The 13,688-nt window shown below is 52.8% G+C and carries 14 protein-coding genes; 10 read left to right on the plus strand and 4 right to left on the minus strand.

Annotated features, from left to right (window positions below):
* Positions 1-160: 160 nt before the first annotated feature.
* From AKG43_RS03620 to AKG43_RS03635, 4 genes are all read left to right on the plus strand, one after another.
* Positions 161-814: a triacylglycerol lipase gene (locus tag AKG43_RS03620; RefSeq protein WP_054599212.1), complete on the plus strand. Its 654-nt coding sequence runs from the start codon at positions 161-163 to the stop codon at positions 812-814.
* Positions 815-1,084: 270 nt separating this feature from the next.
* Positions 1,085-2,143, plus strand: coding sequence for an alanine racemase (gene alr, locus AKG43_RS03625; RefSeq protein WP_054599213.1), 1,059 nt, complete (start codon positions 1,085-1,087; stop codon positions 2,141-2,143).
* Between the two features lie 97 nt (positions 2,144-2,240).
* On the plus strand, positions 2,241-3,371 hold the full coding sequence (dapE, locus tag AKG43_RS03630) for a succinyl-diaminopimelate desuccinylase (protein ID WP_054599214.1): 1,131 nt from the start codon (positions 2,241-2,243) through the stop codon (positions 3,369-3,371).
* A 143-nt stretch (positions 3,372-3,514) separates the two neighbouring features.
* The gene (locus tag AKG43_RS03635; protein ID WP_054599215.1) at positions 3,515-4,249 is read left to right on the plus strand and encodes a UDP-2,3-diacylglucosamine diphosphatase; all 735 of its coding nucleotides are present in this window, start codon (positions 3,515-3,517) and stop codon (positions 4,247-4,249) included.
* Positions 4,250-4,588: 339 nt separating this feature from the next.
* On the opposite strand, the gene AKG43_RS12700 is transcribed toward AKG43_RS03635, so the two are convergent.
* Positions 4,589-4,729: a hypothetical protein gene (locus AKG43_RS12700; RefSeq protein WP_156300612.1), complete on the minus strand. Its 141-nt coding sequence runs from the start codon at positions 4,727-4,729 to the stop codon at positions 4,589-4,591.
* Positions 4,730-4,759: 30 nt separating this feature from the next.
* Here AKG43_RS12700 and AKG43_RS03640 point away from each other — a divergent pair, with 30 nt between their 5' ends.
* The 5 genes from AKG43_RS03640 (at position 4,760) to ykgO (ending at position 9,443) form a co-directional block, all read left to right on the plus strand.
* Positions 4,760-5,869: a class I SAM-dependent methyltransferase gene (locus AKG43_RS03640; protein ID WP_054599216.1), complete on the plus strand. Its 1,110-nt coding sequence runs from the start codon at positions 4,760-4,762 to the stop codon at positions 5,867-5,869.
* 115 nt (positions 5,870-5,984) lie between these two features.
* Complete coding sequence (locus AKG43_RS03645; RefSeq protein WP_054599217.1) at positions 5,985-6,977, plus strand: ornithine carbamoyltransferase; 993 nt, start codon at positions 5,985-5,987, stop codon at positions 6,975-6,977.
* A gap of 147 nt (positions 6,978-7,124) precedes the next feature.
* Positions 7,125-8,633, plus strand: a complete 1,509-nt coding sequence (gene pta, locus AKG43_RS03650; protein ID WP_054599218.1) for a phosphate acetyltransferase — start codon at positions 7,125-7,127, stop codon at positions 8,631-8,633.
* A gap of 409 nt (positions 8,634-9,042) precedes the next feature.
* Positions 9,043-9,318 carry a type B 50S ribosomal protein L31 gene (locus AKG43_RS03655; protein ID WP_054599219.1) on the plus strand — a complete coding sequence of 92 codons (276 nt, stop codon included), beginning with the start codon at positions 9,043-9,045 and terminating at the stop codon, positions 9,316-9,318.
* Positions 9,318-9,443: a type B 50S ribosomal protein L36 gene (gene ykgO, locus AKG43_RS03660; protein ID WP_004283474.1), complete on the plus strand. Its 126-nt coding sequence runs from the start codon at positions 9,318-9,320 to the stop codon at positions 9,441-9,443. The genes AKG43_RS03655 and ykgO overlap by 1 nt, the downstream gene beginning before the upstream one ends.
* Positions 9,444-9,841: 398 nt before the next feature.
* On the opposite strand, the gene ftsH is transcribed toward ykgO, so the two are convergent.
* Together ftsH and AKG43_RS03670 are read right to left on the minus strand one after the other, a co-directional pair.
* Positions 9,842-11,848 carry an ATP-dependent zinc metalloprotease FtsH gene (gene ftsH, locus AKG43_RS03665; RefSeq protein ID WP_054599230.1) on the minus strand — a complete coding sequence of 669 codons (2,007 nt, stop codon included), beginning with the start codon at positions 11,846-11,848 and terminating at the stop codon, positions 9,842-9,844.
* A gap of 62 nt (positions 11,849-11,910) precedes the next feature.
* A complete protein-coding gene (locus tag AKG43_RS03670; protein WP_054599220.1) occupies positions 11,911-12,531 on the minus strand; it encodes an RlmE family RNA methyltransferase in 621 nt (206 codons plus the stop codon).
* Between the two features lie 107 nt (positions 12,532-12,638).
* Here AKG43_RS03670 and yhbY point away from each other — a divergent pair, with 107 nt between their 5' ends.
* Entirely contained in the window at positions 12,639-12,920 is a 282-nt protein-coding gene (gene yhbY / locus AKG43_RS03675; protein ID WP_054599221.1) for a ribosome assembly RNA-binding protein YhbY, read from the plus strand.
* Positions 12,921-13,043: 123 nt separating this feature from the next.
* Here the strand turns inward: yhbY and AKG43_RS03680 are convergent, their stop codons facing one another.
* Positions 13,044-13,535: a DUF4440 domain-containing protein gene (locus tag AKG43_RS03680; RefSeq protein WP_054599222.1), complete on the minus strand. Its 492-nt coding sequence runs from the start codon at positions 13,533-13,535 to the stop codon at positions 13,044-13,046.
* Positions 13,536-13,688: the final 153 nt, after the last annotated feature.

Genomic DNA, 13,688 nt, shown 5'->3' on the forward strand with positions numbered 1-13,688 from the left:
AGTAAAAACAAAGATAAGTGCCGAATGCCGCCGCAGCATGAAAGCGGGCGCGTTCTCCAAGCACCGCACAAGCATTGATAACCATGCGGTTTGGCGGTTGTATAATACGCTCATTGATTAAGGCGTTCCGCCGCAAAATAATTACCGATAAAGAATCTATATGTCTCTTCGCGTTTTACTGCTGCACGGCCTGTATATGCGCCCTTGGGTGATGCAGCCTTTCGCCCGCCTGATGAACCGGCACGGTTTTATGGCCGACACCTTCGGCTACCGCAGCCTCACGCATCCGATTTCCGCCCACACCGCCGCGCTGGCCGCACACGTCGGCGCTTATTATTCGCGCTGCCACGAGCCGCTGCACTTTGTCGGCCACAGCTTGGGCGGGTTGGTATTGCGCCATTTTACCGCGGCCTATCCCGAATATGTGCGCGGCAGAATCGTTACTCTGGGTACGCCGCACCAAGGCAGCTTTACCGCCGCCCGATTGAAGCGGCTGGGGTTGGCGCGTTTTACTCTGGGCGAATCTTATTGCGATGCTTTGGACGGCTGCGTTCCCGCCCTGCCCGACGGCATCGAATTGGGCAGCTTGGCAGGCAGCAAAACGGTGGGCGTAGGCCGCTTGCTGGGCATTCAAGGCGGGCACGACGGCACGGTTACGATACGGGAAACCTGCTGCACGGGTATGAAAGACCATATCGTTTTGCCGACCTCGCACACCGCCATGCTGTTCGACCGCCAAGTAGCCGCCCAAGCCGCCGCCTTTCTGCTGCATGGCCGCTTTATCCATACAGACCAAAGCGGCAACGCCATCTAAACCGCCCTTTCAGACGGCCTCTGCCTATCCGCCTTTCCATAGATACGGTAAAAAACTTATTTCCGATACGAAACAGCCAGCCGCAGATGGAGGTTTTGCAAAGGTTTCATATTTTAAAACGCCGCCAATCGGCCTATAATTCCATTCTTTACATACAGGCCGTCTGAAAAGCAACATCCAGCCGCCCGCGGCCTCAAGCAAACAAACACAACGGCCACCAACCTTATTCACACACCCGCTGCGAAACCCGCACAAAGGACATTCCGAATCATGCGCCCGCTGAACGCCCAAATCCGCCTCGACAACCTGCGCCACAATTACCAAACGCTGAAAAACATCCACGGCAACAAACTGCTGGCGGTGGTAAAGGCCAATGCCTACGGGCACGGCGCGGTGCGGTGCGCCCATGCGTTGGCGGACATGGCCGACGGTTTCGCCGTCGCCTCCATTGAAGAAGCGGTGCAATTGCGCGAAAACGGCATCGAAAACCCGATTTTGCTGCTCGAAGGCGTGTTTGAAGCCAAAGAATACGCGCTGGTCGATCAATACCGATTATGGCCCGCCGTATGCAGCCAATGGCAGCTCGAAGCCCTGCTGCACCACGAATGGCAGGCTCCCGTGAAAGTGTGGCTGAAAATGGATTCCGGCATGCACCGCGCCGGCTTTTTTCCGCACAACTACGCCGCCGCCTACACCGCCTTGAAGCAGAATCCGAACGTGGCCGAAATTGTGAAATTCAGCCATTTTGCCTGTGCCGACGACCCCGAAAGCGGCATGACCGAAATCCAGCTTGAAGCCTTCGATTTGGGCTGCGAAGGCTTGGAAGGCGAAGAAAGTCTGGCCAATTCCGCCGCCATGCTGCGCTTTCCCGAAGCCCGCCGCGACTGGGGCAGAGCGGGGATTGCACTTTACGGCGCATCGCCGTTGAGCGGCAGCGACGAACATCTGAAACCCGTGATGCGCCTGAGCACGCGCGTATTCGGCGAGCGCGTGTTGCAGCCCCATTCGCCCGTGGGCTACGGCGCGGCGTTTTATACGCAAAAATCCACCCGCGTCGGCCTGATTGCCTGCGGCTATGCCGACGGCTACCCCCGCCACGCCCCCACCGGCACGCCCGTGGCCGTCGGCACCCACCGCAGCCGCTTAATCGGCCGCATTTCCATGGACATGATGACCATCGAACTGGACGTTTCCCAAGAAGGCATAGGCGACGAAGTGGAACTGTGGGGCGATACCGTCAACATCAACGAAGTGGCGGCCGCCGCCGGCACGATTGCCTACGAACTGCTGTGCAACGTCAAGCGCGCCAAGTTTACTTATTACGAATAACACTTACGAATAACACACAGGCCGTCTGAACATTCGCTTTGGCACAGCACGAAAAGTGTGCTTTCAGACGGCCTCGACACCATCCGCAGAGGAAGAAATGAACGACACCCAATCTCTCGCCTTAACCAAGCAACTCATCGCCCGACCTTCCGTTACGCCCGACGACCAAAACTGCCAGCAGATTTTGGCCGAGCGGCTGCAAAAAATCGGCTTTACCGTTGAAGAAATGAATTTCGGCGATACCAAAAACATTTGGGCGCGGCGCGGCACAACTTCGCCGGTGGTGTGTTTCGCGGGGCATACCGACGTAGTGCCGCCGGGGCCGTCTGAAAAATGGGATTCGCCGCCGTTCGAGCCGACCGAGCGCGACGGCCGCCTTTACGGGCGCGGCGCGGCGGATATGAAAACCAGCATCGCCTGCTTCGTTACCGCCTGCGAGCGTTTTGTCGCCGCCAACCCCGATCACACGGGCAGTATCGCCCTGCTGATTACCTCCGACGAAGAAGGCGACGCGCACGACGGCACCACCAAAGTGGTGGACGCGCTCAAAGCGCGCGGCGAATTGATTGATTACTGCATCGTCGGCGAACCCACCGCTGTCGAAACGCTGGGCGACACGGTGAAAAACGGCCGCCGGGGTTCGCTTTCCGGCAACCTTACCGTTAAAGGCAAGCAAGGCCACATCGCCTACCCGCATCTGGCGTTGAACCCCATACATACCTTTGCGCCCGCGCTGGCCGAACTGACCGCCGCCGAATGGGACAAAGGCAACGAATATTTCCCGCCCACCGGCTTTCAGATTTCCAATATCAACGGCGGCACGGGCGCAACCAACGTTATCCCCGGCACGCTCAACGTGAAATTCAATTTCCGTTTTTCCACCGAATCCACCGACATCGGCCTGAAACAGCGCGTGCACGATATTCTCGACAACCACGGCATCAGCTACGATTTGGAATGGTCGTGCTCGGGGCAGCCGTTTCTCACCGAAGCAGGCCGCCTGACCGACATCGCCCGCGAAGCCGTTGCCAAAGTGTGCGGAATACAGACCGAACTTTCCACCAGCGGCGGCACGTCGGACGGCCGCTTCATCAAAGCCATCGCCGCCGAGCTGATCGAACTGGGCCCCAGCAACGCCAGCATCCATCAGATTAACGAAAACGTGTTGTTGAGCGACATTCCCAAACTCTCGGCGGTGTACGAAGAAATGCTCAAAGCCCTGCTCTGAGGCCGTCTGAAAGCAAGCTTGTGAATTTCGCCCAATCGAACTTCACAAGTTTCACGAAAACCCAAAGGCCGTTTTTTAGCGAAGCCCACCAGTTCGCTTTCAGACGGTCTTTTTGAAAGCCCCATCCACCCACACACCAGCCTATGTGCCAAACCATCTTCATCGCCGACCTCCACCTTTCCGACGACACGCCGGAACTCAACCGCCTGTTTCTGCAATCCCTCAACCGCTGGCAGGGCAAGGTGGACGCGCTCTATATCTTGGGCGACTTATTTGAAGTATGGCTCGGCGACGACATCCTGAGCGACATCGCCGTTCAGACGGCCTCGGCATTAAAAACCTTCAGCCAAACCGCGCCGGTGTATTTCATCTGCGGCAACCGCGATTTTCTGCTCGGCCGACGTTACGCCGCCCAAGCAGGCATCACTCTGCTGCCCGACAACCACATCGCCGAACTCTACGGCACCCGCTACCTGATTACCCACGGCGACGAAATGTGTACCGACGACGTTTCCTACCAACGCTTCCGCCGCATCATCCGCCAGCCGTGGCTGAAAAAACTGCTGCTCGCCCTGCCCCAAAACCGCCGCCGCACCATCGCCGACCGCCTGCGCGCCGCCAGCAAACACAAGAAACAGCAAATGGGGCAAACCGCCCTTTCCGACGTGACCGAACACGGCGTTCAGACGGCCTTAAACCGCTACCCCCAAGCCCAAGCCATCATCCACGGCCACACCCACAGACCGAACATCCACCAACACACCCGCCACGGCCAAACCGTTACCCGCTATGTGTTGCCCGATTGGCACGGCGTGCGCGGCGGTTATTTGGCCGTGACGGAAAACGGGGCGGAAATCAAACCCTTAGAGGCCGTCTGAAAATTACCGCAACAAAAATGTAGGGCAGGCATCCCGACATGCCATCTGAAAACCACCATAAATCATCACACCGTAGGGCGGGCATCCTTGCCCGCCATCCAACCACCACAAACAAACAAAACACAAATCAGGCCTCCCAACATGCCGTCTGAAAACCACCATAAATAATCAAACCGTAGGGCGGGCATCCTTGCCCGCCATCCCATCCAGCCACCACAAACAAGCAAAACACAAATCAAGCATCCCTGCATGCCGTCTGAAAACCATCATAAATCATCAAACCGTAGGGCGGGCATCCTTGCCCGCCATCCCATCCAACCACCACAAACAAAACACACATCAGACATCCCAACATGCCGTCTGAAAACCACCATAAACCATCAAACCGTGTGACGCGGTATCCCAGCCCGACATCCAACCGCCCGCAGCCCTCACAAATCCACCCGCAAAGCCCGCATCCGCCCACAAAATATAGTACACTCCCAGCACCTATTTTTTTCCCGGCCATCCATGTCTACCCACATCCCCACCAACCGCGGCCATGAACTCGAATGGCGCAGCGAAAGCACCCAAAAACCGCCCGCACAAGCCGTTTACAGCGGCGAAACCAACGCAGCCGCCGTGCTGTCCACCGCCCGCGACAACACGGCCACCGTTTGGACGGGCGATTATCACAACGCCAAACAAGTGCTGGCCGCCATGAAAAAACGCCTGCGCAAACCCAACAGCAAAGCCGATAGCGATATTCAGACAGCCTTCCACAGCCACCGCATGCGCCAATCGCAAAACAGCCGTCTGCTCAATATGCTGGCCGTGGAAATCGGCGCAGACTTTTCTCTCGACTTACCGCGCGCCCCTGATGTTGCCGCCGCCCTTACCGATGTTTACGGCACGCCCGACGGCAAACCGTTTCTACTGCCGCTCAACCGCCTGCTCGGTTACATCGGCGCGCACGAATGGCACAAAAAAGGCGTGTTCGTGCCCGCGCTCGACGCCCGCATTCATGTTCCTTTCGGCGTCTTTTCCCCCTTGCGCGGAGAATATCTCGACTTAATCGCCCAAGCGCCGCTGCCGTCTGAATGCCGAACCGCTTTCGATATCGGCACCGGTTCCGGCGTGATTGCCGCCCTGCTCGCCCGCCGAGGCATTTCCGATATTACCGCCACCGACACCAATCCCCGCGCCATAGCGTGCGCCCAAGCCAATATCGAACGCCTCGGCTTCTCGACAAACATCCGCATCGAAACCGCCGACTTATTCCCGCAAGGCAAGGCCGACCTGATCGTGTGCAACCCGCCGTGGTTGCCCGCCAAACCCACTTCCGCCATCGAAGCCGCGCTCTACGACCCCGGCCACGCCATGCTCAAAGGCTTTCTCAACGGCGTGCGCGGCCATCTGAACGAAAACGGCGAAGCGTGGCTGATTATGTCGGACTTGGCCGAACACCTGCATCTGCGTTCCCCCGATTTTCTGGCCGAATGTTTTCAGACGGCCTCACTGCAAGTGGTCGATATGCTCAACGCCCGCCCCACCCACCGCAAAGCCGATGATGAAGCCGACCCGCTGGCCTTCGCCCGCAGCCGCGAAACCACGTTTCTTTATCGCTTGAAAGCGGCGTAAACACCATCGACACAGGGTATTTGAATGAATATAAAAAATAAATTACTATCCCCTACGTAAAAGCCCTGTCTCAGGCCGTCTGAACCTTCCTTACCCCACCCCTCAGGAATCCGACATGAATCTCAAAAACCGCCATTTTCTGAAACTGCTGGACTTTACCCCCGAAGAAATCCAATACCTTCTCGACCTTTCCGCCGAATTAAAAGCCGCCAAAAAAAGCGGCCGGGAACAACAAAAACTGAAAGGCAAGAATATCGCGCTGATTTTTGAAAAAACCTCCACCCGCACACGCTGCGCCTTTGAAGTGGCTGCTTACGACCAAGGCGCACAAGTTACCTATCTCGAACCCGGCGGCAGCCAAATCGGCCACAAAGAAAGCATCAAAGACACCGCCCGCGTGCTCGGCCGCATGTACGACGCCATCGAATACCGCGGATACAGCCAGCAAATCATCGAAGAGCTGGCCAAATACGCCGGCGTACCCGTGTTCAACGGCCTTACCGACGAATTCCACCCCACCCAAATTCTCGCCGACATGCTCACTATGCGCGAACATTGCAGCAAACCGCTGAAAGAAATCGCCTTCGCCTATATGGGCGACGCCCGTTTCAACATGGGCAATTCCCTGCTGCTCGGCGGTGCTGTTTTAGGCATGGACGTGCGTATCGGTGCGCCGCGCGAACTGTGGCCGTCTGAAGAATTGATCGAACGCGCCCGCCGCATCGCTCAAAACAGCGGCGCCCGCATCACGCTTACCGAAGACCCGAAAGAAGCCGTCAAAGGCGCAGACTACATCCACACCGACGTATGGGTTTCGATGGGCGAACCCGAAAGCGTGTGGAAAGAGCGCATCGAGCTGCTGACCCCGTATCAAGTCAATGCCCAACTGATGGCCGCCGCAGGCAACCCCAACGTCAAATTCATGCACTGCCTGCCCGCCTTCCACAACCGCGAAACCAAAATCGGCGAATGGATTTACCAAGTATTCGGCATGGACGGCGTAGAAGTAACCGAAGAAGTGTTCGAAGGCCCTGCCTCGGTTGTGTTCGACCAAGCCGAAAACCGCATGCACACCATTAAAGCCGTGATGATGGCTTTGTTGTCTTAACCGTTTGATTTCACGTTTTTTTGAACGCGCGTTCGGGCAATAGCCGCCCGTTCCGGAAAATTAACGGTATAAACCGCCCAACCAAAGTGCTAAAATTGCCGCGTTTTCCATTCCGTTACTACGATTGACCAAAAGGATAAATAAGCTATGGCTACTGTATTGATTGTTCCCGTATCTACCCGTTCCGACGGCTGGGCCGTTACCCAAGCCGTTGCCGCCGCGATGCCTAATGCGGTTGCTTCGCGCGCCTTAGACGAAACCGGCGATGCCGAAAAAATGCTGTGCGACGGCAAATGCGACGATTGGCTGGATATGCTGGTTTCACGAGTCAGCAAACTCGATGCCGAAAACGTAGTAATCAAAGGCATCAAACCCGATGCGGAAAAAATCTTCCTTTCCACCCGCAACATCGAATTGGCCTTATCGCTTGATGCCAATGTTGTGTTTTCCGTATTTACCGACGACGGCAATGCCGACCACCTGACCAAAAAACTGAACATTGCCAAGCAGGCTTATGTTACCGCTCCCGGCGTATTGGCCGGTTTTGTGTTGGACGGCGCCGATGCCGGTTTGGGTGCGTCGATTGCCGAAAAAACAGGTTTGGCTTATCTCGGCTCTACCGAAAACATCTGCAATACCGATTTGCTGTTGAAAAAAACCGGCCGCATGTCGCCCGCACAATTCCGCGTTAACATGATGGAAGCCGCGCGTAAAGCCAACAAACGCATCGTATTGCCCGAAGGTGCCGAACCGCGTACCGTACAAGCCGCAGCTATCTGCCATGAAAAAGGCATCGCCCGCTGCGTATTGCTGGCTCCGCGCGCAGAAGTGGAAGCCGTAGCCAAAGAACGCCACATTACCCTGCCCGATTCTTTGGAAATAATCGACCCCGCCACCTTAATCGACCAATACGTCGAGCCGATGTGCGAACTGCGTAAGAGCAAAGGCTTAACACCCGAACAAGCCCGCGAACAGCTGCAAGACACCGTTGTGCTCGGCACCATGATGATGGCGCAAGACCATGTGGACGGCTTGGTATCCGGCGCCGTACACACTACCGCCAACACCATCCGCCCCGCCCTGCAACTGATTAAAACCGCTCCCGGAGCCAGCTTGGTATCCAGCGTATTCTTCATGCTGCTGCCCAACCAAGTGCTGGTTTACGGCGACTGCGCAGTAAACCCCGAGCCGACTGCAGAACAATTGGCCGACATCGCCATCCAATCTGCCGATTCCGCCAAAGCCTTCGGCATTCCGCCCAAAGTGGCCATGATTTCCTACTCAACGGGCACATCCGGCGCCGGCCCCGCCGTAGAAAAAGTCGCCCAAGCCACCGCCCTTGTGCGTGAAAAACGCCCCGATATCGACGTGGACGGCCCGCTGCAATACGATGCCGCCACCGTACCGAGCGTAGCCAAATCCAAAGCACCCGACAGCAAAGTGGCCGGCCAAGCCACCGTGTTGGTGTTCCCCGACCTCAATACCGGCAACTGCACCTACAAAGCCGTACAGCGCAACGCCAACGTATTGAGCGTAGGCCCCATGCTGCAAGGCTTGCGCAAGCCGGTAAACGACCTGTCGCGCGGCGCATTGGTAGACGATATCGTGTACACCATCGCACTGACTGCTATTCAAGCCGTACAAATGGGTAAATAAACCGTTTTAACCTTAAAAGCCAAAGGCCGTCTGAAAAATAAATTTCAGACGGCCTCTGGCTTTTCATAACCGCCGGATTTTCTATTGCGGGTAGATATATATCTCGGGTGGATATACATAGTCAACCAACACATCTTTAATACAAGGCAGCAAACCGCAGACAGTAAAGTAGTATGGAACCGATTCTGTTGCCGCTTTAGCGGTTTAGATATAGCAAATAAACTTTTTTGCTACGGCATTAATACGCCTGCCTTATTACTCATACTGTCTGCAGCTTGCTGCCTTGTATCAAAAATAAGTTGATTGACCTTACTAGCTATCCCACATAAAAACCGGCTGCACACTTGATAACTATTCTTAAATAGAATATAATGTTATATTATAACGTTTAATACAGGAGACATTCCCGATGAAACCCAATCTACACCCCGAAAATTACCGCACCGTATTGTTTTTCGATAGCGGAGCCAACGAAGGATGGCTGATCCGTTCATGCGCCAATACGCACGGTAAAACCATGAAATGGCACGACGGCAACGAATATCCCGTATTTATGCTGGATACTTCCTCAGCTTCACACCCCGTTTATACCGGCAAACAACGCGCCTACAACAACGAGGGGCGCGCCAGCAAGTTTAACCAGCGTTACCAATCTATGATGAACTCGTTCAGAAAGGATAAATAATGCAAGTGCTATCCTCTTTAAAATCAGCTAAAAAACGCCATCGCGATTGCCAAATTGTGCGCCGAAAAGGCAAAGTATATGTTATCTGCAAGAGCAATCCCCGCTTTAAAGCCCGTCAACGCTGATTTTTGCTTTTAAAAAAATTCATTTAACACAGAAAAAAATCGGTACCGAGCATCTGCTTGGTACCGATTTTATTTAGGCTGTCCAGGAGCTACCATTAATCTACGTTACAGCAATATAGCCGGAGACCTTTTTGCAAAACCTTCAGATGTGGATGCAGTTCAAGGCTTAGCAGCACAGCGAGTGCAGACATATCATATAGATGGCGAACAAGTGAGCAACGCGCAACGCAGAAATGCGACGCAGATGGGGTTTTACAAAGGTCTCAGCCAATCAACTTAACTTTTAGCGTTGCATCAACTTAGCAAGTTAAGTTTATTTGCAGTATTGTCGGGCTTACAAAACAAGTATTGATTTGAATCTGACAAAAAAACAGCAGCCATCAGGCTGCTGTTTAACATTAAACTTTGTTTTGATTTTGCTGTTGCCCTGTTTCGGGTTGTTCCGAAGATGGTGTTTCTTGAGTAACCACTTCAGCAGACGCGGGAACTTCTTTTTCCGAAGATTCAATCTGCTCGGCTGATTCAAAAACATTGTCCACCACAGTCAGCTCATCTTCCTTACGGATATTGTGGCTGTAATCTTTAGGAGGGCTTGGCTGTTTTCCTTGCATGATTTCAACCACTTGGTCGCGATCAATGGTTTCCCACTCCATTAATGCCTTGCACATGGTTTCCATCTTATCGCGATTTTCATCCAAGATTTTGTATGCTACCGCATATTGCTCATCCAAAATACGGCGCACCTCGGCATCTACTTCTTGTTGGGTTTTCTCCGAAATATGCTGAGAGCGGGTAATGGAACGGCCTAAGAAAACTTCGCCCTCGTTCTCGGCATAAACCATTGCGCCCATTTTGTCGCTCATGCCGAAACGGGTAACCATTTCGCGGGCAATTTGGGTAGCACGTTCGAAGTCGTTGGAAGCTCCGGTAGAAATACGCCCTACAAAAATATCTTCAGCAATACGGCCGCCATACAGAATCGAAATCTGGCTCAGCATTTGATCTTTATACATGCTGATACGGTCGCGTTCCGGAAGCTGCCAAGTCAAACCCAAAGCACGGCCGCGCGGCATAATGGTTACTTTGTGAACCGGATCGGTAAAATCCAAGCTTTCTGCCACAATGGCATGGCCCGACTCATGATACGCAGTAGCGCGTTTTTCGTCTTCGTGCATAACCATCGAGCGGCGCTCCGGCCCCATATAGATTTTATCCTTGGCATCTTCGAAATCGCTTTGGTCAACTTTGGTTTTGTTGCGTCGGCCGGCAAACAGTGCCGCTTCGTTCACCAAGTTGGCCAAATCTGCACCCGAAAAACCCGGAGTGCCTCGAGCCAATGAAACCAAATCTACCGATTCGTCCAAAGGTACTTTTCTGGCATGTACTTTTAAAATCTGTTCGCGACCGCGGATATCGGGTAGCGGCACTACCACTTGGCGATCGAAACGTCCCGGGCGTTGCAAGGCAGGATCAAGTACGTCGGGGCGGTTGGTTGCGGCAATCACAATCACAGTTTGGTTGCTTTCAAAACCATCCATCTCCACCAGAAGCTGGTTCAAAGTTTGCTCGCGCTCATCATTACCGCCCCCCAAACCGGCACCGCGTTGGCGGCCTACTGCGTCGATTTCGTCGATAAAGATGATACAAGGCGCATTTTTTTTAGCCTGCTCGAACATATCGCGTACGCGGCTGGCACCCACACCGACAAACATTTCTACGAAGTCCGAACCCGAAATACTGAAAAAGGGCACTTGCGCTTCGCCGGCAATGGCCTTAGCCAACAAGGTTTTACCGGTACCGGGGCTACCTGCCAGCAGGATACCGCGCGGCACACGGCCTCCCAAGCTTTGATAGCGGTTGGGTGCTTTGAGGTAATCTACAATTTCCTGCACTTCTTCTTTGGCTTCGTCGCAACCGGCCACATCGGCAAACGTTACTTTGTTGGTGTCTTTATCAAGCAGTTTGGCACGACTCTTACCGAATGAAAAAGCACCGCCTTTTCCACCGCCGCCGGACTGCATGCGCATAAAGTAAAACCATGCGCCGATAAGCAGCATCACGGGCAGCAAGCTGAAGAACAGGCTGGTGAGCATGCTTGGTTTTTCTTCCGGAATCACTTTCACGCGCACCTGCTTGTCGAGCAGTGTTTTAACCAAATTATCGTCTAAAGGCGCATTGGTGAAAAAACGGGTTTTATCGTTGCGCTCGCCTTTAATCAAATAGCCGCTCAAGCCCGAGCCTTCGATGTTGACATTAGCGACCTCGCCTTTGTTAACTTGCTCGATAAATTGCGAATACTCGATTTGCTGTTTATTTTCCTGTTTGTCGCTGATGGCGTTGAAGGCGGCCATTAAGGCAACACCCAACACCAGCCAAACTAAAACATTCTTAAATATATTCCCCACTGAAACAGGCTCCATACAAGGGTAAAAACAAAAACGGATTTTAAATCAGGCTATCTGCATTGTCAGCGTTTATTTTTAGCCAATAAATAAATCTCACTGGAACGATTGCGTGAAGCTTGAGGCTTGCGCGTTTGTACCACGGCAAATGCTTCGCGCATGGCTGCCATATACTCTTGATAACCGGCTCCCTGAAATACTTTCACGAGAAAATTGCCTCCCGGTTTCAAATGGTTAACAGCAAAATCCAAAGCCAACTCGCACAGATAATAGCTACGCGCCTGATCTGTAACTGCATTGCCCGACATATTGGGTGCCATATCGCAAATTACAAGGTCTAAGGGGCGGTTGCCCAGCAAGGCTTCAAATTCGGCCAATACCGTTTCTTCTCTAAAGTCGCCTTGAATAAACGAAACGCCCTGTATTTCGTCCATCGGCAAAATATCCAGTGCAAATACCCGGCCTTTTTCGCCCGCCAACTCGGCAGCGACCTGAGACCAACTTCCCGGCGCGCTACCTAAATCGGCCAGTACGGTACCCGGTTTGATTAATTTGTCTTTTTCATTGATTTCCAAAAGTTTGTAGGCAGCTCTTGCCCGATAGCCGTCTTTTTGTGCCATATGCACATAATGATCGTTTACATGTTCGTTGAGCCATGCTTTGGAAGATTTCGAGCGGACAGACATAACACTCCACTATCGGTTTAAAGGGAACTATTGTACGTTATTTTCCCCTTAACCATGCAGTTTCGCGTAAAATACTGCGTTTATATTGTTTGAAGAATTTCAAGAAAATGACCGACAAATTAACCACACGCGAGATTTTGGAGCTTAAGGCACGCGCGCATCATTTGAACCCTGTTGTGATGGTGGGGCAACACGGCCTGACAGACTCTGTAATTAAAGAAACCGATGCGGCACTTACCGCGCACGAACTGATTAAAGTGCGTGTTTTAGGCGACGACCGTGCCGAACGCGTCGAGATATGCGCAGCCTTGTGCGAAGCGGTAGATGCGCAACTGGTGCAGCACATCGGCAAATTGCTGGTTTTGTGGCGTAAAAAACCCGAAATTTAATACCTGCCTATCAGCCTGTTTCAATTAAGCCTGCTTAAGCCATCTCTTAATTATTACGAAAGGCCGTCTGAAATGTTTTCAGAAGGCCTTTGTGCCGAACCCCGAGATTGTTTTACTCAGACTTTATTTTTTTCCTAAAATTTTCTCAGGCATTAAAGAAGAATGGTGGGAAGAAATCAGCCATTGTTTGCCATCCCAAACGTAAGTAAACGTATAACGGCCGGAATGCTTGGTTCCGTCTGCATAAGCAAATGTGTAGAGACCGTTATCCATAGCAATGTTACAACCCAGCTGTATATGGCTTAAGTCGATCGAACCTACGGGCTTATGCATCAGGAAATGTGCGAAATAATCTTCTTTCTCCTCCGGGGTAAAACGCGGCTTGTTGGAAATGGTAGGCAGCAAAACAGAACCCGGAGCATAGTTGGCTACCACCTGCTTGGCATCTCCGCTTTTCAGAGAATGGTTCCAACGGTCGAACAGAGCGGCAATTTCCTGTTTGCTAACAGCTTTACAGCCTGCCATATCCGCAGATATTTTGTTTTTTGCCACGCCGGTGGTACAGGCTGCCAATACTGAAGACATTGCCAAAACGGCCAATAAACCCAATTTCATATTGAATTCTCCTTTTAATAAAGGGTGGTCGGAAAGCAATTGAGTTCAGGATAGCATCAATTCCTGCACGATAAAGTTGTGATGGCACAAGGTTTAATTTATATCAAACAATCTGCCTATTCATTTATAAAATGGAAATCATAATTTTATGTT

The organism is Neisseria sp. 74A18 (assembly GCF_001308005.1).
Classification (GTDB): Bacteria; Pseudomonadota; Gammaproteobacteria; order Burkholderiales; family Neisseriaceae; genus Neisseria; species Neisseria dumasiana.